This window comes from Marinobacter halodurans (genome assembly GCF_004327985.1).
GTDB lineage: Bacteria > Pseudomonadota > Gammaproteobacteria > Pseudomonadales > Oleiphilaceae > Marinobacter_A > Marinobacter_A halodurans.
The window spans coordinates 62,610-82,850 of record NZ_SJDL01000008.1 but is presented as its reverse complement, the minus strand read 5'-3'; the positions used below and the strand labels follow the sequence as shown (position 1 = coordinate 82,850).

16 protein-coding genes are annotated in these 20,241 nt (G+C 52.8%); 7 read left to right on the top strand and 9 right to left on the bottom strand.

The genetic code is table 11. The features are described 5' to 3' along the window. Window positions 1-25 precede the first annotated feature (25 nt). The 3 genes from EZI54_RS07160 to EZI54_RS07150 are packed head-to-tail and all read right to left on the bottom strand — an operon-like array spanning window position 26 to window position 6,149. Window positions 26-3,109, bottom strand: a complete 3,084-nt coding sequence (locus tag EZI54_RS07160; RefSeq protein ID WP_131480480.1) for a type IV secretion protein IcmB — start codon at window positions 3,107-3,109, stop codon at window positions 26-28. 3 nt (window positions 3,110-3,112) lie between these two features. Then, complete coding sequence (gene rdgC / locus EZI54_RS07155; protein ID WP_165495709.1) at window positions 3,113-4,027, bottom strand: recombination-associated protein RdgC; 915 nt, start codon at window positions 4,025-4,027, stop codon at window positions 3,113-3,115. 28 nt (window positions 4,028-4,055) lie between these two features. Continuing rightward, complete coding sequence (locus tag EZI54_RS07150; protein WP_131480476.1) at window positions 4,056-6,149, bottom strand: ATP-dependent helicase; 2,094 nt, start codon at window positions 6,147-6,149, stop codon at window positions 4,056-4,058. 94 nt (window positions 6,150-6,243) lie between these two features. Here EZI54_RS07150 and EZI54_RS07145 point away from each other — a divergent pair, with 94 nt between their 5' ends. After that, complete coding sequence (locus EZI54_RS07145) at window positions 6,244-8,007, top strand: CHC2 zinc finger domain-containing protein (protein WP_131480474.1); 1,764 nt, start codon at window positions 6,244-6,246, stop codon at window positions 8,005-8,007. Here EZI54_RS07145 and EZI54_RS07140 read toward each other — a convergent pair. Together EZI54_RS07140 and EZI54_RS07135 are read right to left on the bottom strand one after the other, a co-directional pair. Then, window positions 7,996-8,724, bottom strand: a complete 729-nt coding sequence (locus EZI54_RS07140; protein ID WP_131480472.1) for a hypothetical protein — start codon at window positions 8,722-8,724, stop codon at window positions 7,996-7,998. The two genes, EZI54_RS07145 and EZI54_RS07140, sit on opposite strands and share 12 nt — an antisense overlap. A gap of 80 nt (window positions 8,725-8,804) precedes the next feature. Then, window positions 8,805-12,299, bottom strand: a complete 3,495-nt coding sequence (locus tag EZI54_RS07135) for an AAA domain-containing protein (RefSeq protein WP_131480470.1) — start codon at window positions 12,297-12,299, stop codon at window positions 8,805-8,807. A 283-nt stretch (window positions 12,300-12,582) separates the two neighbouring features. On the opposite strand from EZI54_RS07135, the gene EZI54_RS07130 reads away from it, so the two are divergent. From EZI54_RS07130 to EZI54_RS07105, 6 genes are all read left to right on the top strand, one after another. After that, window positions 12,583-13,125, top strand: coding sequence for a hypothetical protein (locus EZI54_RS07130; protein ID WP_131480468.1), 543 nt, complete (start codon window positions 12,583-12,585; stop codon window positions 13,123-13,125). A 14-nt stretch (window positions 13,126-13,139) separates the two neighbouring features. Beyond that, window positions 13,140-13,997 (top strand): hypothetical protein, encoded by an 858-nt coding sequence (locus EZI54_RS07125; protein ID WP_131480466.1) that lies wholly within the window; start codon window positions 13,140-13,142, stop codon window positions 13,995-13,997. 17 nt (window positions 13,998-14,014) lie between these two features. Then, entirely contained in the window at window positions 14,015-15,592 is a 1,578-nt protein-coding gene (locus EZI54_RS07120; RefSeq protein ID WP_131480464.1) for a hypothetical protein, read from the top strand. A gap of 323 nt (window positions 15,593-15,915) precedes the next feature. After that, entirely contained in the window at window positions 15,916-16,194 is a 279-nt protein-coding gene (locus tag EZI54_RS07115; protein WP_131480462.1) for a hypothetical protein, read from the top strand. Window positions 16,195-16,202: 8 nt separating this feature from the next. Then, window positions 16,203-17,441: a tyrosine-type recombinase/integrase gene (locus EZI54_RS07110; protein ID WP_131480460.1), complete on the top strand. Its 1,239-nt coding sequence runs from the start codon at window positions 16,203-16,205 to the stop codon at window positions 17,439-17,441. 29 nt (window positions 17,442-17,470) lie between these two features. Further along, window positions 17,471-18,382, top strand: coding sequence for a hypothetical protein (locus tag EZI54_RS07105; RefSeq protein WP_131480458.1), 912 nt, complete (start codon window positions 17,471-17,473; stop codon window positions 18,380-18,382). Between the two features lie 8 nt (window positions 18,383-18,390). Here EZI54_RS07105 and EZI54_RS07100 read toward each other — a convergent pair whose 3' ends face one another. From EZI54_RS07100 to EZI54_RS24400, 4 genes are all read right to left on the bottom strand, one after another. Then, window positions 18,391-18,762, bottom strand: coding sequence for a hypothetical protein (locus EZI54_RS07100; protein ID WP_131480456.1), 372 nt, complete (start codon window positions 18,760-18,762; stop codon window positions 18,391-18,393). 48 nt (window positions 18,763-18,810) lie between these two features. Next, window positions 18,811-19,239 (bottom strand): hypothetical protein, encoded by a 429-nt coding sequence (locus EZI54_RS07095; RefSeq protein ID WP_131480454.1) that lies wholly within the window; start codon window positions 19,237-19,239, stop codon window positions 18,811-18,813. 464 nt (window positions 19,240-19,703) lie between these two features. Further along, on the bottom strand, window positions 19,704-20,048 hold the full coding sequence (locus tag EZI54_RS07090; RefSeq protein WP_131480452.1) for a hypothetical protein: 345 nt from the start codon (window positions 20,046-20,048) through the stop codon (window positions 19,704-19,706). Window positions 20,049-20,062: 14 nt separating this feature from the next. Then, the gene (locus tag EZI54_RS24400) at window positions 20,063-20,224 is read right to left on the bottom strand and encodes a hypothetical protein (RefSeq protein WP_165495707.1); all 162 of its coding nucleotides are present in this window, start codon (window positions 20,222-20,224) and stop codon (window positions 20,063-20,065) included. Window positions 20,225-20,241 lie beyond the last annotated feature (17 nt).

Below are 20,241 nucleotides of genomic sequence, written 5' to 3'. Positions count from 1 at the left end.
CCACTATGGGAAAGGGAACCTTGAATTAAAGGCGAACGGTTCGACATTCATCCACCAGATCATCGATAAGCTTGTCGCCGGCACGACCGTCAATGTCGGCCTCTTCGTCGTTCATCGCAGCGAGCCGACTTTCAACTTCTTTCTTTATGCTGCCACCAGGAAACTTGGCCGCCAGGCGGCGCAAAGCCTCCCCTTTTGAATAGATCTCGTACATACGATTTCGGATATTCCTATCCGCCTGTTCGGTTGCAATCAACCACAGATAGATCGGACCATCCGAGATAAGGAATGAGTGCTTCTGCTCACCGTCTCGAGTACGGAAGATTCCGAAGCCCTGGGCACCTTTTGAACTTGGCGGCCGTATTGAACGAATAGCTTGAAGCTCGCTGTCGGACAGGCGGAACCGATCTTTGGTGTCCTTCGCCAATTGAGGGGACATATTGCCGGCGCCCAAGATGAGAATCGTGGTGGCCAGTTCAATAGACTGCTCTGTATGGTGCTCGAACAACTGACTCGCAATCTGGATATCAACGTTGTTTTTGCGGCCTTCGGCGATCAGTGAATCCACCTGTGACTGAGCCGAGGCGATGCGGGAGAAGCGTTGGCGCTCATCCATGGAGAACCGCTTGCGCGAAGTCTCAAGATGTTTGACTCGACGTTCGTGATACGCCCGATACAGCTTCGGTGACTGCTCCAAGTCATCGCGGTGGAAAAAGAATTCGTTTGTCAGGATGTTGTAGCCCAACAGGAATGCAATCGAAGCTTGCCACAGAGAAGGTTCACTGTGATCTTTCGGCACCATGTCTTCCAGGTCCAGTGAAATGACCTTGGCCTCCCCAAGCTCAAATCTCGTCTCGCCCTGCAGGATCTCGAACATATCACCGGCTTCCTTGATAGACCTTGCAAACAGGTCGAGCAAAGCCACCCCGTCGATCTCTTCTGGATATCGCTCACGCAAATCTGGCAACGATGCGATGCCGATCAGGTCTGTCAACACAGGCATTGCTTTCCGGTGAGCTATCAATGCTGCCCTTATTTCTCCGGCCTCCATCAGTCCATCACGGATTTCATGCCAGGATGAGCGGGCGTCGGTCTGAATGCCATGTTCATCGACCTTTTCTGTCACCAGGGAGTTGCCGTTCCGAGAGAAAACGCGGGCACGATCGCCACCGTTATCCATGCTGGCAAAACGCTTGTAGGCTTCATCGATAACTGATGTTACAAGGCCGGGCAGGCGGCCCTTAATCTTGTCATCCGACGACATGGTGTAACACACGGTCGACACCAGGTTTATCAGATAGGTTTTCAACGAAGGAATCGGGTATTCCATCCCGAGGGGTGTATCAAACGGGTTGATTTGATAGTCCCGAGTGTTCTGCAGGCGAATGTATTGAGCGATATGCTGTTGGTCAGTCCCGACTGAGCTTTTAACAGCGTCGACAACGGCCCGGGAAGACATGCCAACATCCAGAGAACGCAGATAAGGCACTTCCGATTCAGCTGAAGGGGTTAGCAGGTAATACAGATTCAGCGTGTTCAGAGTAGTTGATTTGGAGTAACCCATTGGGCCAACAAGCAGCGTTACCCAAGCATTCTGTCGAGACGACGTTTGCTGGTAATGCAGAAACCGGCCGGTCTCGGTTCTCAGAATGATGTTGCCGTCTTCCGGACCCCAGCTCGTTGTCTCACGGAACAGAGGGGACATGCCAATCGCATCAGGCATTGGGGGGGCCATTACGCGCCCCATTGGCTGATCGAATAGACCTGCCTGAGTCGCCAGTGTGCCTTCAATCGGAGCATTGAACGCGTCTGTTGTCTGGCACCCCCCCCAATTCTCAAGGATCCGTTTCAACTCAATGCCACGCTTCTGGAGCAAGGACAAATCGTAGTTGACCTCCCCACCAATCTTCCCGCTCGGCTTTAGCGGGGCCCAGGTGCAGGCGGTGATATACATGGCAGCAACGACGCCATCGCTGTTGTGCACGTAATCTTCCAAGGCCTGGTTCGCCACCTTGATTTTTTTGTTTGCGGTACTGGTCCAGGTGAAGGTTTTGGCCATTGCCGTGTTGAGGTAGTCGTAACCCAGGCCGTGGCTTTTCAGCGTCATGTTGATCCTGAAAGGCACACGCATTCCGCTCGCCGCGCTGACCAACTCATCGAAGGACTTCGGGTCCGTTGGCCCCATCGACATGGCGATCGGGTAGTAAGCACGATTGCCAAGAACGGCGTACTTGGTCCCAATGGTTTCAGGCTGTGACTCAAAAAGTTGGTGCGACAGGGGGGGCGGCATTTTGAAGTCTTGCGTGCGCCCTTTCAGGTCGGCCGGCGTTTCGGGGAGGCGGATATCGAACCCAGCATCGTCGGCCACACGTGGAGCCCAGTGATTAGATGTCCCGGGCTGAACCAACTGCTTGCACTGACGCAGGTAATCACGAACGGACAGATAGTCGAGAAGGATTCCCGAGTTTCCAAGGGCCTCAAGATACGCCAAATTATCTACCAAGCCGGTGACCGCGGCATTATGCTTGGTCCGAAGTTGAGGGAAGGCAAAATCACACAGCATCGCCTCCGCGGTCTCTGGCCAGTTGCGCAAGGATTCAGCTCGGGCTTTGCGTTCGGACGGCAGATCATGAGGATCGACAGCTTTAGGCGTTGTTGTGACCGCGAGATAGCAATTCTCAACTTGGCAGTAACCCGCCAGCTTGCGGGCTTTCTCTTCGAAAATGGCCTCTGTCAAATCACCAAAGCCCAGCGCTCGAGCTTTACGCTGGGTGCCTAGAAGAGAGCGCCGGGCATAGTTGTATGCTTCATCAGGATCGAATTCAAAGGTGATGCTGATATGGTGCTGGCCCGACTTAATGAGGTCGCGACCCAAGCACTCGGACAGCTCATGAATAACGTCACTCAGTTGCTTTTTATAGAGACGGCTGGTTATCCCGCGCACACGCAGTAATGTAATCAACGATCCGTCTCGGCCCACAAACGTCCAGTCGTCATCTGTAGTCAACAGATTGATAAAGTCCCGCGGATTGCTTTTGAAGATCGCGCCATGGGCGAACATCAGCAGCTTATCAATTCCATCTACAATGCGGTCGGTAAAGCTGAACATGGATTAAACGGCTCCACTTTGATCTGTGGTTTGGGTGTCACTTAATGGGGTGCCTTCAATGGCTCTACGCGTGGCCCGCAAGTAGGTCAGTGTTTCCCATAAGTCTTCGTAGAATTCGTCCGCCAGCGTCTCACCGCTCCCAGCGCCGGGGGTGAGCGTCTTTATCCCCTTGATCGCTCCACTTGAATGGAGCTTGAAAATAATATCTCTGGTGCACAGCTCGAGCTCTTCAACTTCGCGAGCGGCCGTAATACGCAACCATTCGTCGTCTTCAATCACCTCATGTTTGATGGCCACGGAGCTTTTCGTCTCGCCATCATCTGCAATCAGCTTGATAGCATCCCCAAGGTCAAGCTCTTCAGGGCGCGACTCCGACTCAAGGGCCCAGGTTTTGAGCTTCAAAGGGAGGTTTGTGGTATCAAAAGGGGTGACAGGCAATGATCCGAGACCAGATCTCATTTTGGACAAAGTGTCTTCGATCTTTCTCTCGGTGGTCTGGTCAATCCAGAGCTCACGCTGGTGAAGATCGATAATGACCTGTATCGGTTTGGATTTCTGAAGGGCCTTGGACAGAAGCTCGCTTCGCACATCAGCTCGAATTTTCCGCTTTTCAGCTCTACCCAGTGGCTCGCCTTGTTCTTTCTCAAATTTCTCAATGCGCTTGTTAGATTTCTCGTTGACCACAGAATCCGGAAGTATCCGCTCATGAAGCCGGAGACGGATATAGAACACCTGGTCCGCCTCCAAGGCATAGATCCGGCTTCCGTAATCCTTGAACGGCTTCTCAAAGCCCAGGTGTCGTTTCTCCTGGTACTGACACTCTCGAGCTGGCTCCTTGCTGGCCATCATTTCCAGGTCTTCAAGTGTCGGTTTAAAGCCCTCCGGCAGCTCAAAGGGTGTCAATTTTTTGAAAAGCATCCATCTCTCCTTTATCGAAGAGACGGTATTATCCCATACTAAGCCCCGCAAAAATCCTTCCGGCATCGTTCGCATGTTGGGCCGCAGGCTCAACCGATATTCCCATTTCGCGGACAAAACGGCTGGGCGCCAGCGTCACTGGATCATTGCCGGGGAAGCAGTATTCCTTCGCACAGGCCAGGTACACAGATTCCTGCCCTCGAGTCAGCGCGACATACCCCAACCGGCGTTCTTCTTCCGGCCGACCTCCGTCTTCAGACCCATCCCCATCCTCGTTCTGAAGGCTCATGCCCTCGCCACGAAGCGCCGATGGATCAAATGGGATCAGGCCGTCTGAAAAACCAGCAATAATGACGTGAGGGTATTCGAGCCCTTTGGACCGGTGAATAGTGGATAGCGTCAGCACATCTTTGTGCTCATCAGCCTGATAATCTGAAATCGGCGTCTCCAGCAGGTAATCGATGAAGTCCTTGGTACCGGACAGACGGACTTCATCAACCAGTTGCTCCAGGTTCTGGTGCCGGCGCCGGCGCATTACGTCATCCTTTTCGCGCTCGAGCAGTTGCATGGGGCCATCTTTGACCCACTCAATGAGTCGTCGGGTTAAATGATGGGGCTCCTTTTGAGCAGAATCGGCTAGTGTATTTTCCAAAAGGCCAGCCATAAAATCTCGAATTTTGGGGCCTGCCTTTCCAAATCTTTTTGCATGACTCTCGGATTCAAAAGTCAGGGACATAAGATCGGCTTTTTGCTGTTTCATAGCATGGACGAAATCGCTCATGCCTTTCTTGCCGACACCGTTTATGTACGGCTCAAGGCTTTTCAATGCCTGCCAATCATCAGGCTTTTCCGCCAGCCGAACGCAGCTAATGACCGCCTGGATTTCGTTACGCTCAAAGAAGGACATGCCCCCCACGACGGTATATGGGATTCCTGCCCGTTTTAAACTCGGCTCGAGGATTTGAGCCATCCGATTGGTTCGGTAAAGGATCGCGATATCGGTCAAAGGCGTCCCTTCTTCCAGTTTCTGCTCAATGTAAGAGGTAATATCCATGGCCATATCGCGGTCGGTCTCGCTCATGTTGACCACGGGGGGCTCACCTTGAGGCTTTTCAGAATAGGGGCGCTTGGAGAGACGCGCCTGGTTGTGCTGAATCAGACTATTCGCTGCATCAACAATCCCCGGGTGGGAGCGGAAATTTCGTTCAAGCCGCATAACAGTCGCTCCGAAGTCCCGCGCAAATCGCTTTACGTTGGCGACTCGGGCACCGCGGAACGCATATATTGACTGGTCGTCATCCCCAACCAGCATGATGTTCGTATGCGTCTTGGCGATCTCCCGGACCATCACGTATTGAACAAGATTGGTGTCCTGAGACTCATCTACCATGATAAATGGAGAGTTGGCGCCAATTTCCCAAGCGAGTTCCGCGTTACGCTTCAGCATTCGGGCCGGGTGGAGCAGCAGGTCATCGAAATCCAGGTAACGTTCTTCCACTTTCTGCTTTTCGTAGTCGAGAAGAACCTGGGCGTTAATCTCCGTCATAGCGCTGACCTGTTCTGCCGGTGTGCCCCCGCGACTAACACCTTCGTTTTCAAGCATCGTAATGTGGTCGATTGCCTTGTCGCGCCGAGTAGGGCAAACCCCATCCTGTTTGAGTCGCGACCACAGCTTGAACATCTTGGTCAGCTCTTTCCTCAGGCGCTTCCGATCCAACTGGTAATCATCCGCGGCACTGTGGCACAACTCCGTCATCATTCGCTTTTGATCACTCTCGGAGAGAATCGCCCAGCGCTCATTGTCCTTGAGCCCGAACATCACCTTGTTCTCTCGCATAAACTGATAACCAAAGCCGTGGAAGGTCTCGACGCGGACACCATCCGCCTCCCACTCCTGAAGGCGATCTTTCAACCGGGTCCGCATCTCACGAGCTGCTTTTCGAGAAAAGGTGATCAGCAGGAGATCGCTAGGGACAGCCTTACCTGATTCGATAAGTTGGGCAGCGCGCTCCACTAAAACCGCGGTCTTACCACTCCCAGCACCTGCTAAAACCAGAACCGGCCCTTCCGCATGATTTATGATGGAGGTTTGATCTTCCGTGAAGCTCATGTGTCCGGCCATGATTTTACCCTTCGTTGCTTTGGTATTATCTCTGCAGGCTCAACCCTGCACGCTTGGTTGTATTTTACCCTCTTAAACACCGGCAAAAGTTGGAATGTCCAGACAAGTTCTATCCTTTCGAGAGAAAGCAGACAGCCTCAAAGAACGTGTTTCTCTCTCTGATGTCATTCGGGGCTCAGGAATACACCTGAAACCTAGCCGGAATGAATGGCTCGGGCTCTGCCCGTTCCATGACGACACTAAGCCGTCGTTGAACATAAACGACAAAAAGGGCGTGTATCTCTGCCGGGCTTGTTCAGCTACTGGTGATCATGTTGCCTTTGTCAGCCACCAGCTGGGCCTAACGCCCGGTGAGGCTCTGAACCAGCTTTGCGAACAGTTCGCACCGGATCTAATCACCAGAAGGAATGCCGCCCCCAATTCGAACGAAGCCTTTGAGCATCGTGCTGGACTGGCTTTTCTGGAAGCAGCGGGGCTTTTTTTCCAGAGCGAGCTGGGAAGCTCAACCGCCGATGACTATATCCGGCGCCGCGGATTTTCCAGCGACACCATCGAACACTTCCGAATCGGATATGCGCCTCGCAAGTACCATTTGGTCCACGCTGTCATGGAATACCTTGAGCCCCCTTGGCGTGAATCGATTGATCGCGACACAGCTCAGCGTCTGGCGCTCGCGACTGGATTGCTCGCGCAGTCCCCGCGTGATCCTGGAAGGTACTATGCCTTTTTCCGCAACCGTCTCATTTTTCCTATTCTCGACCGTAGCGGTGGCATCGTAGGCTTTGCCGGGCGTGTGCTCGACGAGCAGGACAGCAGCGCCAAATACATCAACAGCTGTGACTCTCCCTGGTTTCGCAAAGCCGCCAGCATATTCAGCTCACCACCACCAAGTGAAGGGGACCCTGGTTTCGTTGTGGAGGGCTACACCGATGTCATGGCTTGCTACCAACAAGGGTGCCCGGCTATCGCTACAATGGGCACCGCCTTCAACGAAACACACGCAGAACTCGTTACTCGTTGGGCAGGCAATACCATTGTCGTCGCAATGGATCCGGACCCCAGCGGTCAACGCGCTAACGTCAATGTTATCGATACCCTGGCAACGCGCATCAAAGATGGTCAGAGTCTGCTTCGATTCACCTGGCCAGACGAAAAGGATGCCGGCGAATGGCTTAGCCAGGGACGCGGTGACGAGCTATATGCTGCGATGACTCTCCCGGCTGCCAGTGAGGATGCTATTGAATGGCGCATCCGTGAAATTGCAGCTTCCGCACCAATAAAGCCGAACACGTTGCAGCGCCGCGTATATCTGGAGCAGCACGCTCAGATCTGGCACGGCCGCCTCAAAGAAAGAGCTCCAGTCACTGCGAGGGTGGTAAGAGAGAGTATCCGGGCCGGACTGAGCATTGCACAGACCGACTGGCATACAGATGAGACTGGATTCCAGTGGCTCTACGGTGACCTCCAGCATCTGTTCAGAAATCCTTCGCTAATCCGGCCAATAAAGAACCGTATCGATCAATTCATGACCTCCAACGAATTGGACATCATGATGCAAACGCTCGCGCTTTCGCCAGAGCGGGTGACTCCGGCACTTGCGGTCATTGTGCTGACCGCTCACTGCGTCAATGACCGCGCGCTGGAGAGTGCAAGCGGCTGGTCCGTTCTGAGCGTCCTCTTGTCAAAAGGGGTTCCGGAGCACCTTGTTCTGTTCTGGCGTTCGGTCGCGGAAATGGCAACAAAAAAACCCGACCTTACGGCCGGGTTTGATGATCAAGCTGCTGGAATGTTACTTGGCTTGGCGGCGGCACAGTGGCGGTGCCGCCCAATATGGCAAAGCGCCGACTTAACCGGGTGACATACCGTGTGATCCGCTCATACGCTGCGCCTCGGACAACATTTCAGGCGTGACTTCCATGTGCCCAACGATTTCATCCCCTACGCGGACCGCCAGGTTGATCGATTCGTCAGGGGCGTCCGGCATCTGGATTTCAAGCGTGCTGTACTGGTTGATTTTCAGGGTGTGTTCCTCACCGTCCAATGGCACAAGTTCAGTTACCCCATCTTCGTGCTGGATCCACTTCGGGATTTCACTGTCCGGCAGGGGCGGCGGAAAAACTCGCAACAACTCACGACTTTCAGAATCCATCTGTTCGACAAAATCAGTCAGCGCCTCTTTGTAGCTGCCGGCATAGATCGTCTGTTCACTGCTAATCGGCCCCAGGTGCGGGTCCATTTCCGTGAACTTGATTTCGTGACCGTATGTGATCTGGGCCTGATCATTGATCTTGCCCGCTTGCTGACGAAACTCTTGCGAGGCCACTTTTCGAGGCTCATCCTCGCCCGCCTGATACTGCGTAACCGAAGCCACATGCTCTACTTGCTCTTCCTCGGTCAGCTTGGCGTCGCCTTCTTCGATGGATCCCATGAGGTAAACCTGCTGGGCCTCCGGATCATCCTTCAGGGCCTCGAACTGTTCCGCCTGCTCTGGCGTCAATTCAACTTCATAGTGACGCGTAACACGGGTCACTTCCTCTGTCTGAAAGGCAATTTTGGTAGGTGCGGTATTACTCATGAGATCCTCATTGCTTGGTGCTTGTGTATGTATTCAGTATCGCAGAGACGATTCTATAAACCATGCGTTCTTGTCTGATTTTATGGACAAGGTGCAGCGTGCGCGGCTCGCGTTATGGATACCGCCAGCCGTTTCACCTGGTGCTGTGCGCTCTCTCCTTGGACAATCACCGTCTTGGGTGAACGGCGCTGGATTCCCCAGTCACGATGTTCTGGCATTGCTGACAGCCAGTCTCCATCTGTTACGGCCACTCGCTTGTCATCAATAATCACGGCGCTTCCTTCAAACCACTCAACAATTTCGACATGAACGCCCGCGAGTTTGAAGTTCTCTATCAGCTCGAGGCAGGCTCTGTCATAGCCGTTCACCAGCGTATGCTGGCGACTGATGAACAAGCGAACATCACGACCTGTGGAAGCCGCACGGATCAAACGTGACCCGTGCTTTTGAGCCGCCAGCAATCCCAATACCGGTGTCGCTATCCACAACCGATTCCATTGGCCCGCTGAAACCAGCTCTTGAAGCCATTGATCGTGCGCGTCACGACCTACTATCGATCCAAGCATTTCACCGTGCTCACGACTCCACGCATCTTCCTGGAACACAGGAAGCTCTGACGGCTCGCCATATTGGCCAAGATGATCCAGCAATAGCTTCGAAGGCTGGTCACCGTGGTGCAGGGCGTTCATGTCACCAAATACGATTAGGGCATCCTGGGCCCGGGAAACAGCGACGTTCAGCATCTGAGGTTCAAGATCGAAGAACAGTGCTTGATGGGGCAGTTGGGAATAGGTTAGTGACAGGATAATGACCGGGCGCTCGGCTCCCTGCAGTGAATGGACGGTGCCCACTGTCATTTCATCCTGGTTGATATTCTGTGTCGCGAGCGCAGCCCTGATGCACTGGGCCTGCTGATGAAAGGGCGTGACGATCCCCACAATGTCACCCACGGCCTTGCCCGGGTACTGCTGTTTCAGAATGTCCATGTTCTCTGCCAGCCACGCTGCGATCACGCTCGCTTCCGCAGGATTCAGGCGGCTTCCTCGATACCGGTGCGCAATTCCACCAACGTGTAACCAGTCGACGCCTTCAATAGAAAGCCCGCGGGCTTCGCGCACAGGCTTGAGCTTTCCCTGATACGCCAATCGGTTGCAGAATTCGATTATTGAGGGTACCGATCTCCGGTGCACTGTAAGGTGGGCGCCGTTCTCTGTCTCCATTGGGTTGTGAAAAACGGAAAGCGATCGCACAGAACGTAGAAGACTAGCGTCATGGCAAACCTTGTGGTGCTGTATCAATGGCTCAACCGCCGCTTCAAGCTCACGGCTATCATTGACGGATGGGATAACGCCGGTCGCAATCAGGTTGGCCAAATCTATCGGCCGGGCCACACGTCGAACCGGATCCAGCTGTTCGGTATCACCGATGATGATCCCTTTACGTGCCAGCGCCAAAGTGGGCACCGCCACTTCTATCCCTGCCTGGCCAGCTTCATCGACGATGAGATAGTCTGCCCGATCCGTCAGGGCCATTTCCCGTTGTTCAATAGCATCCCAAAAAGTCATCTGGCGGGGCAGGGTGTAAAAGGTGCCGACCAGAACCGGGGCCAGCATCGCCCGCCGATTCAGCGCCTGATCCACATTATGAAATGAGCGACCTGATCGCTGCTTTTCATGCAGCACATCTCTCATCTGATACAACCATTGGCATTCATGCCAGTGCACAGCCATTTCAAAAAGCTGCCGGCGACAAGTTTGGTCCAGGGCCCGGTCAAGATGATCAATCAGCCAGTCCCATTCAGGCGAAACCGAAATTGACCGGATTGCCCTACGCCTTTCACCGATATCTCCGTTTGGCGCAATGTTGAAAACAATGTCGCGCCAGTTCTCTGCCGCCGCTGCGTATATGCCTGGCACGAGTAGGGGTAAGCATTTTTGCCAAAGGACCGTAGACGAGCGAGACCATTGCAATGCGAAATGCGGCAACCGGCTGTTCAACTGCCGCTGGTACCGGGAAATATGGTCATGATGTCTTGCCGCCCGTTGGATTTCCTTCAGATGATGGGCCGCCAGCTCACACCACTTTTCAAGCTGATCAATTGCACTGGGGGCACGATTCGCAGTGTGAACCTTGAGCTTCGCTATGATCGCCCGAACTTTCTTCAGATCCCGCGAAGTTTTCAGCGAACTAAACCGGGACCGCAGCTGCCGTGCAAAATTGAGAATGCTTGCGTGCCCCTGCAGGCGGGACATCAACAGTTTCTCGGCCTGATCCAAAGTTTCTATGGACTGGCCAAAATGCTGGCTTGCTTTGGACAGGAAGTAGGTTTCACCGCGGGAAGATTCGAAGTCGCGTTCAAACGCCTTCACCATTTCCACAGTCGTATACCCTTCCGTGCTCGCCTGTTGTTCACGTGAATACGCGGGGGCATACATGCCGAAGCCTTGCCATCCTTCAATCCATCGCTCGATTGGCCGAGTACCGCTCATCCGGGAGAACACATCCAGGACATTCGTCACTGCCTGGTTATTGTTGCTGCTCAGCAAAATAAGGGGTGGAGAGGTCCTTTTAATTGCTGCCTGGGCAAACAGGGTGGCCACGATATCTTTGACCACTGCCGTTTTACCGGTACCGGGCGGGCCATTGATACTCTGTAACTGGCCATCCGATATGAGAACGGCGCTCGCGAGTGCCTGCTTTTGGTCATCGCTTAAAGCCGTACCTTCCATGCTTGCTGTGCGGGTGGTGATAGAACGTTCAACCGTTGGCGCGGCACGGCCGGAGAATTCAAACTCCTGGAGGCGTGCCGGCAGCACCGCTGATTCAGGTCTGTGGATCAGCGTGTCATAGAGTGTCAGCAGAGGCCGAATGGCACCTTCACCTATACGCCCCTTATGTATCAGGGCATTGGGCAGCTCCATATAGCGAGGGCCATCGGCGCCCATCGGCTGTCGCAAATCGACGCGACCCATCGCCTGCAGCATCGACTGGCAATAATCAATCACCTCTCGCAAAGACCACCGTGAGTCGAGAGGATCCTGCCACTCCGGGAAAGGATATTGGTCAAAAAACGCATCCAGATCGTCAATGCCACCGATAACAAAGGGGCGGGCACCGTTCGAAGGATCCAGCAGTTCTCGGGGAACACCCGGGCGCCCTTCGGGATAGAGGCTACCGTCTTCATATAAGCGCACGGTAAAGGAAATTGGGGCGACCATCTGTGGCACAAATTGTTGGCGTGCCTGCCCTCGCTGATGTCGCTGCTCAAGCAGAAAAACAAAGGGGTACACAATGGCCTGCACCCAGCGTCCGCGCTGATCAGTCACCACAAAACTTGAATCGCCCTCAAACCAATCCTTAGCCGCGGCCATGGTTAGAACATCATGTTCACCACCTTGTCCCATCCAATCACCGATAGGCGTCAACTTCTGCTCATCAATTCGATCCTGTGGCAGTACACCGGCTTGAAGGGATTGCATTTGACGTGCAGTAAAGACGCCTCGACCAAGCTCCATATCGGCCAGAGATACCTTCCAGTAAGCCAGCCATTTTTTGGGATCAGATGTGACTGTCATGCGATTATATTTCGCCTTGTTTAGTCTTTGTGATAAATTCAAATGACCGTTACACGCGAACGGTACTTCTGGTTAAGGCTTTCATCCAAAGCTGGTATCACTTCAGGCCCACCAATTTGGTGGGCCTTTTTTATCGTATTCAGGATATCACCGACGCGGGTTCTATAAACTTCAGGGCACCGCCAGCGCACTACCCCTATCAGCTTGTCCGGTTTCTCCAAATTTTGCCCCCCACTTTTATTGATAGAATTGCATCTACTATCTTGAATTACCGGAGAAGCCAATGGCCTTAAAGAGTTTTGTCTGCGCACTTAGTGGGGAGCCAATCCCCACATCTTTGCTCGATCCGCAGCACGGCTCGGTATCTGTGTTCCTCAGCGACACCACCGGGCTTCGCGGAAGTTACTCGGGTTTCGGCATTCTGATGGATGCCATAGGCCTGAAGCGTGATCAGGAAGGAGTCTGGCGCGAAACGCCAGAGCTACCACTTCAATGCCTAAACACAAACGGTGAAGTCGATGTTTTTCGGGCCTGGGTGAGTGTCGGGACGGGTGCTGACTATGATTCGATGGAAATGAAAGGAGAGCAGCCAGAACACGCTGCGCTGCGTGAGGCAGTCGTCGTGAAGAATATTCACATGGGCCCTGACTCCCAGTTAACACCTAGCACAATTACCCCCGGCGGTGTTGATCCGCACGACGGTCTTTTCTACGACTCCCCCCTCGACTACCAGCGGCCCATCGACGGCTGGACCGCGCCTGAAAGTGCCTTCTTGCCGACAGAAGAAAGCGCACCAACTACCCACGATTCACCCTCAATGGGTTAAACAGGAGGCTTACCATGAGTGGTCCACGCCATCTCACATTCACACTCCACGACTATGCGGCCGAAGACGCCACCTATGTCGCCTCGCTCACGGATGACGCGACCGGGGATACCATTCTGCAATTCAACAATCTGGACATTTTGAGCGAACCAGTTCGTGAAGCCCTGGCAGAGCCATATAAAAATCACAAAAGCGCAGCACAGGACGCCCCCTTTCTGCAGGGTGTTGTGAATCTTCTGGACCCACGCGAGATCATTGGAGGGCTCCAATCACGCGAAATCGTGGGGCCTGGTGATCATGTGCGGGTGAGCGATGGTCGGTTCGGCTATTTTATCAACCTGGATGAGCGGGGTGCGTTTTCAGCCGATGTTCGCGACCTGTCAGGCTATACCGTGTTCAGTTACGACTCGATGGAGCAGGTTGCTGAAGACATCGATGCCGGTTTCATCAAGCACGCCAAGGACCTTTCGGGCATCGGCGAAATGCTTGTCAGTCATGGGTTGATCCCTGAATCAGCTGAACTGTTATCGATGACTGACCAAGAGAGCAGGGAAGCCGAATTGCGCCAGGAAGGAAACACTCTTTTCGAAGTCGCATCGATGCGCAATTTCATATTCGGACAGGCTGACAATTTCGATAACGAGAGCCTGCGTCTGGAAATCGATGAGGCAGCCCCCACCATTATCATTGAGGACGAGCTGGATCCTGACCAGTCAGTTGTCCTGGAAGGGGAGGATGCTGCAGCTTTCATGGCTCATGCTGACTGTGATGCGCTACACGCCGTCATTGATCGAATGGCCTCCTATAAATCTCATGCGATCGATGTTCTTGCCGATCACCTTTCGCACAATCCGTCCCCAACCATGGGTTAATTCAAGGAGTATTGCTCATGATCGATGCTGAGTTAGGTGACCGGCTTCAGGTTGTCTTCGAAGGCGTGTTCTTTTTTTCAGATGAAGACCCCAAGAATACATCGCCGTGCCAAGTTCGGGTTCATCTTCCTTCTGACCTTTTGAATCCGACCTCGAGGACGGTTTTGCAGGAGCTGGATCAGCCCCTGATAGAGATTACACGCCTTCACACCAACAGCCGATTGTCCATCTATGCACATATGGAAAAGCTGCGGAAGGCTGGCAACGATGATCCTGATTCCCCGGGCCGTGTCGCCGTGCGCGATTCCCGCTCCAACTCCTTCCGTTCCGTCGTCACTGCCTTTAAAGCAAGCGCCGCTCACCTGTTCGGGCAAGCACCCCAGGTGCGTAAAGCAGTCGACTTGTCTCAATCCGGGGGTTCTGTCGACCGAGATTTCGATGTCGCCGTCGAGAGTCAGCTTCAGAGCTATTTTGACCAAGGTGTACCAACGGTTGTCGACATGCAGGCAACACCTGGTGCCATAAAAAAAGGTCTGGAGTTGTCGGCCGAATATGCTCAGCAATACAGGTTGTTGGCAGGGGAAGAGCCGGCGGCGCGCGCTTTAATGGCCGCGGTTAACACTGTTGGCAAGGCTATTGTCGAACCTGCTGTAGAACAGTTCTCAGATGCCTCAGCATTTGGGGGGCAGGGCCGCGAACAATGGCACTTCCAGAAGGCACAAAAGGAATACCTGGAGACAGCTTTTTCTGCCCCGGGGGTTCTGCTCAAAGAATACAACTACCACGATCCTGAGTTTAAGCATAAATCGAACTCCGGTGTTTTACAGGACCTGAACCCCGATGAGCATGGCCTGACTATCGCCTACCTTCCTGCCGGGAAGTTTGATGGCGGCGTTGTTCATATCGCCAAGGAGGCGTTGAACGAAACGGCGTTTGCCGCTACACGCGATGGCCTCGAAAAATCGCAGGCCAACGCTTGGGCAATGCTCTACGGGTGTCCGGATAAGTCGCTGGAATGGAATAGGGCGTACCGGTTCATTCGCCAGGAGCTGAATCTGGATGCAATCTCAGACGTGGACGGCCACCCGCTTCCGGGCTATATCCTTGAGGGTGAAGCATCGCCAGTGTTCACGCTTAGACCGAGCAAACAGGGCGCCAACGAATTACCACCGGCGGAGGGGCACATCACCAGTCTTGACCAGCCCGCTTGGATTGTGTGCTCACCACACCCTGAGCATGATGACCCTATCGCTATTTCAGTGGATACCGCCGATCAGGCCGCAAAAATGCTGAGAAGCCTCGCACTGCGAAATATCTTGCTGAATGAAGGGGCAAGCTTGCTGGAAAGCGCTGAAGGATCAGATAATCCCGCAGCACGCGAAATTCGTTCTTACATGCCCCGGGACTGGAGTGCAGGCCATGCCTCATCAGTTGAAGCGCTTGAAGAGTTAATCGGTACCACCGATGGGGAAAAAGCCTCGTTCTTCCTTGACTCCTTCAACCTTTCAGCGAGCGATATCGTCTTGTCGGGAAACTGGGCAGACTTGTATACCTGGCAGCTGGACATGAACTCAGAGTCGCCTGAATTGTCTTGACCCTTCCTTCCTTTTCGCGGCCGCAATCACTGCGGCCGCACACATTCTTCACCTTTCTCCGCACGTAAACACCGCCGGCCACCAACACGAACATCCGAATAGCACCAACTGATGTCAGATGTGTTCCATTTTTGGAGCAGGTGGGATTTTTGCCCTATGATGTCGTATAATTAAGAGTATACGACAATACAGCTCATATTTTTGTGGTGGGGCGGCTATGCCCTTCTTAAAATGGAAAATTGGAGGTTCGGTATTTCGGCGGGTGTTAAATCAGTATACGCCAAAGATCTATCCAGCCCAACACAAACACAGCGAGAACGTCGATGGAAAATATTGAGATGCCGGAGGTGGTGACCTTCGACTCGGGTGGACAGGAATGCAAAGCTTTCGTGGTCTTTGGCCAAACATTTGGGCTGAACATGCGAGTCTGCCAACTGATGTTTGAAGAAGCTCCCAGTGTAGCGATCGAATATATACCCGGCGCCGCCCGAGTCCGTCTTAATAACGGTTTGGTTTGGTTCGACACCGACGGCGACAGCGCGGCCGCTATCGAAGCCCTGTTTCAAACTGGAAAGGCTCCCTATCCTCACAACAAACGTTGAGGTGCGGCATGAACATTCATCCGTTATTCGATACACCGCGGCAGCTGCTGGATTGTGGCCTCACCCTGGACAATCACCCTTCCCTGGCTGCATACATCAACGAGGCTCACAGTGAAGCCTATGAGGACTGGCGTGTCACGGCCGCTTTCCTGATGGACTATGCCGCCAGCATGGGCACCTATACTCGCTTCCGTGGCGAGGTCCAACGCTTCCTGTTGTTTCTATGGAACATTTCAAAGCGCTCTCTTCGTGAGTGCACCGAAGACGACATCAACCGCTACATGCGCTTTCTGAAAAAACCGCCTAAAGCATGGGTAGGCGAGAAGCCGCTGCACGCCTTCGAGTCTTCTGATGGAGAACGGGTCGCAATTGCCGGTTGGCGCCCATTCTTCGCTACTAAAAAAGTAATAATGCGGCAGACCACCCTTGATGCTGCCACACGCTCCCTCAAGACCTTTTTTCGAACGCTGGTCTCACGTGGATATATCAGTCGATCCCCTATGGCTCACGCCAGGCGGGCAGAACAAAAAGCCTCCCGGGAGAGCTTTGATGAAGAACACGACCACGATCTTGCACCACGACTGACGGATGAACAGTGGCACTATCTGAAGGAGGGAGTCGAGACGGCCGCCGATCAAGACGAAAAATACGAGCGGCATCTTTTCGTCGTGATCACCATGAAAACCCTCTACCTCCGGGTTTCCGAGTTGGCACCCCAGAAAAACGAACTCACGGATGAAATATACAACCCAACCATGGCGGCTTTCGGTCAGAAGATCGTCGACGGCAAGAAATACTGGCACCTCAAGGTCTTTGGCAAGGGTAGCAAGACTCGCTATGTACCGTTGCCGGCAGCATACCTGCCCTACCTCAAGAGATTTCGACGCTGGCGGGCATTACCTCAGCTTCCTGAGCGCGGTGAAAAGTCGCCCATGATCCCGCGACGAAACGGTTCCGGCCAGGTTGGCAAGCGAACGCTCGAGAGGCTGGTCCGGGAGTCATTTTTAATTGCCGCAGAGAGAATGGAGAACGATGGAAAGAAGGACGCCGCGGCTGAAATGGAGCAAATTGCCAATCATAGCCACTACCTGCGGCACACAGGCGCTTCAATGGATATTGACGCAGGCAGACCAATCCGTCACGTGTCAGAGGACTTGGGGCACACTTCGGTTGCCTTTACTGAAGCCATCTACATAAGCGCCAGTAAGACCGAGCGATATACCACCGGTCTAAAGCGAGCAATTTGACCTCCAGTACCGGATCCGGAGAAACTTACTTGGCCAAAATACTATCCCGCCCGCCTATCAGCGCTCTTCACAAAGCCATGCTATTCCTGATTGTAGCGGGCCTCGCCCTGGGTGTCCTGGATATCCAAACCGGTCTACGAGTTAGCGCGCACGGCACGGTGGAAGCGCTAACCAAAACAATCCTTCAGCCAGACTGGTTTGCTGGAGCAATGCTTCTTAGCGTTGCCGGCATCACGGCATTTATTGTTGTGGCCAAAAGTGTTCGTAGAGGGATCCCGGTCAACTCATTCGTGGCCCGTCGCTGCCCCTGGTTGATGGCGATCGCCTGGTGGATTTGCGCAATAACGTTTCCAGTTCTTGTGCTGGGCTTCATTCTCGCAGCGAACCTCATAGTTAACTTGGTGGCCGTGGACCTATTCAACGCTGATACAGTAGCAGTACCGGTGAGCATATTTCTAACTAACGAGGTTCCAGAGCAACTTCAATTCGGAGGCGTCGTCCTATTTACCATCGTTGCCCTCTCATGGATGTCTGGCGGCGATTATATGGCAGTATTCTCAATGGACTACCCGCATACCAGAATCCGACTACTCGATCACGGACGGACGTGGAAAATCCACATTCACCCGGCTAAATCTGATGAAAAACTGACCTTGAGGGGTGCCGCAAAGGCTTTCGAAGATGGGCTGCTTGCGGTCTCGAAAGAAGGCATTGCGCCGGGAAGGATAGAAATGAAATCGCACCTTCTTGGCGGGAATAAGCTGAAAGCAGAGAGGCTGCTGAAACGAGTAGCCCTCAGGTCGGGGTATGAACTGGAAATCGGCGGCCGACTACCTACTCCGTGGATCCGCCAAATTATGCTCCGAATTCTTTATCCGGATGCGATTCAAAGCCATAGAGCTGAGTTTGAGCGCGAAGCCATATTAACCCGAAAATTCTGAATCTATTGCTACTTCAAGTCTTCTTTGATTGCATCACGAAGAACAGATTTAAACTGCTCATCTTGGTGTTCCAGATTAAATCCCATAACGATGGTGTCACTTCCAAATCCACAGAGAACCTGGATTCGGCCTGACGCATCGTACCGAATGGGAACAACGGGAAGCTCTGTGTCCGGACAAATGCCAGCGTAGTCTCGAGAAATAATGGGGCCGCCCTTTGGGATTACCAGATTCCCAATTAATCCCCAGTCGATTACTTGCTTTTCATCTGGGTTGTAAAGATCGCCCCAAAAATCAATGGCCGCACTTTTGTAGGCTCGAGCCTGCATATAAAAAGATATCAGAATTAGAGAGATGCCGATAAAAATTACTGCGCCCATAATTTGAATTGACCTTTTCATTAATAATACTTCGCCTGAATGAATAATTTAAACGAACAAGTCCATCTGGTCCTGATCCTCAGCCCTCGGATTGTCAGTCTCTTTTTGGGCGTTGACCAGTATGTTATCCACCGGATATGCGACTTCGCAATCATGCGCGCTTATATGATGCGCCTGATGGGTAGTTAAGGTACCAACGTCAAAACCAGCTTCTACGTTGAAGGCAGGCACACAGGTCGTGTAGATCGTCGTATCATCGATAATACCCATTGCATCTCGGAACTTTCCAACCAATGCAAACGTAGCTGTCAGATAGTCATCATCTTCGCAGCGAAGGTTGAGTTCAGGACAGGCTGCAATGCAAGGTGCATTTTCACGCTTTATCAGGATGACGTTTTGTGGGGGAAGCCCAGGAACAGACCATTGCTTATAAGGTCGGTACAATGAATCGATAAGTTCGTCAGCAGAGACAATCATTTTGATTCCGTATCGACTCGCTGCTCTCTGGTCAGGATAGCCTCACATTTTCTCATAAGCTACCTCGCCGGCACAAACACCAATCATAAATGGTTACCTATTTTTATTTTTCTAGTTCTCTTGCATACATGAACGCCGAGAATGATTTAAAACTTGATCTCCTGAAATCTATGTATGCCTTAGCCATAATCGCAGCAAAGATAAACCACATAAACCCTAAGATCACGTAAATAGGTATAGCTTCGCGAAAGCCTAATATTGCCCCTGGGACAACAATCGTAATACCAAACAAGATAGAGACCCAAAGGTTTAATTGTGAAATTTGGTTCATTATTATGACTCTCTGTTTTCTAATGGTCTTTTACAATTGCCGCCGTGAAAGCTTGCTTAATCATGCTTTTTGTATCCACTGATGGGAAAAGCAATTAAAGTCCAATCACCTTGTATCGATTTCCAATGTTCGTTTAGACGGCTCGGGCCGGGAATGTGTGGCCACATGAGCTGCATTCCGCTGTGAACGAGGCGCCCGATTTACATTCATCCTCTTCGGCGGTTAACTCATCACCACACTTGGGACATTCAATCTTCCAGACGGTTACCGGGTAGGCTGCAACCTCTGGCTCAGTGGACGTAGCAGTCACGCCGTACTTGCGCCCACTTCGCACCAGGTCGTTGAGATCTTGGTCTTTCATGGTGTCCACCTCAGACTGTTGGCCTCCTCGGGCCATATTCAATACTCTGGTTAACTCCGGGGAGCCCTCGGTCATCAAATCATCCGAAAAATGCGGAACCTTCTTGTCGTCACTCATACTCCGATTTCCCACTATCCCAACGACGGCGACGATGATTGATTCTCTGCGTCTGCAATTATCCCTTCCAGCTCCGCGTCTGTGGTCTCAGCTAAGTTGTCGCACAGTTCGTAGTAGTCATCAGCCGAGACGGCTTCTAACGCTTCTTGTTCCAGTTGTTCTCTATCAGTGCTCATAGCGGTTTCCCATTAAT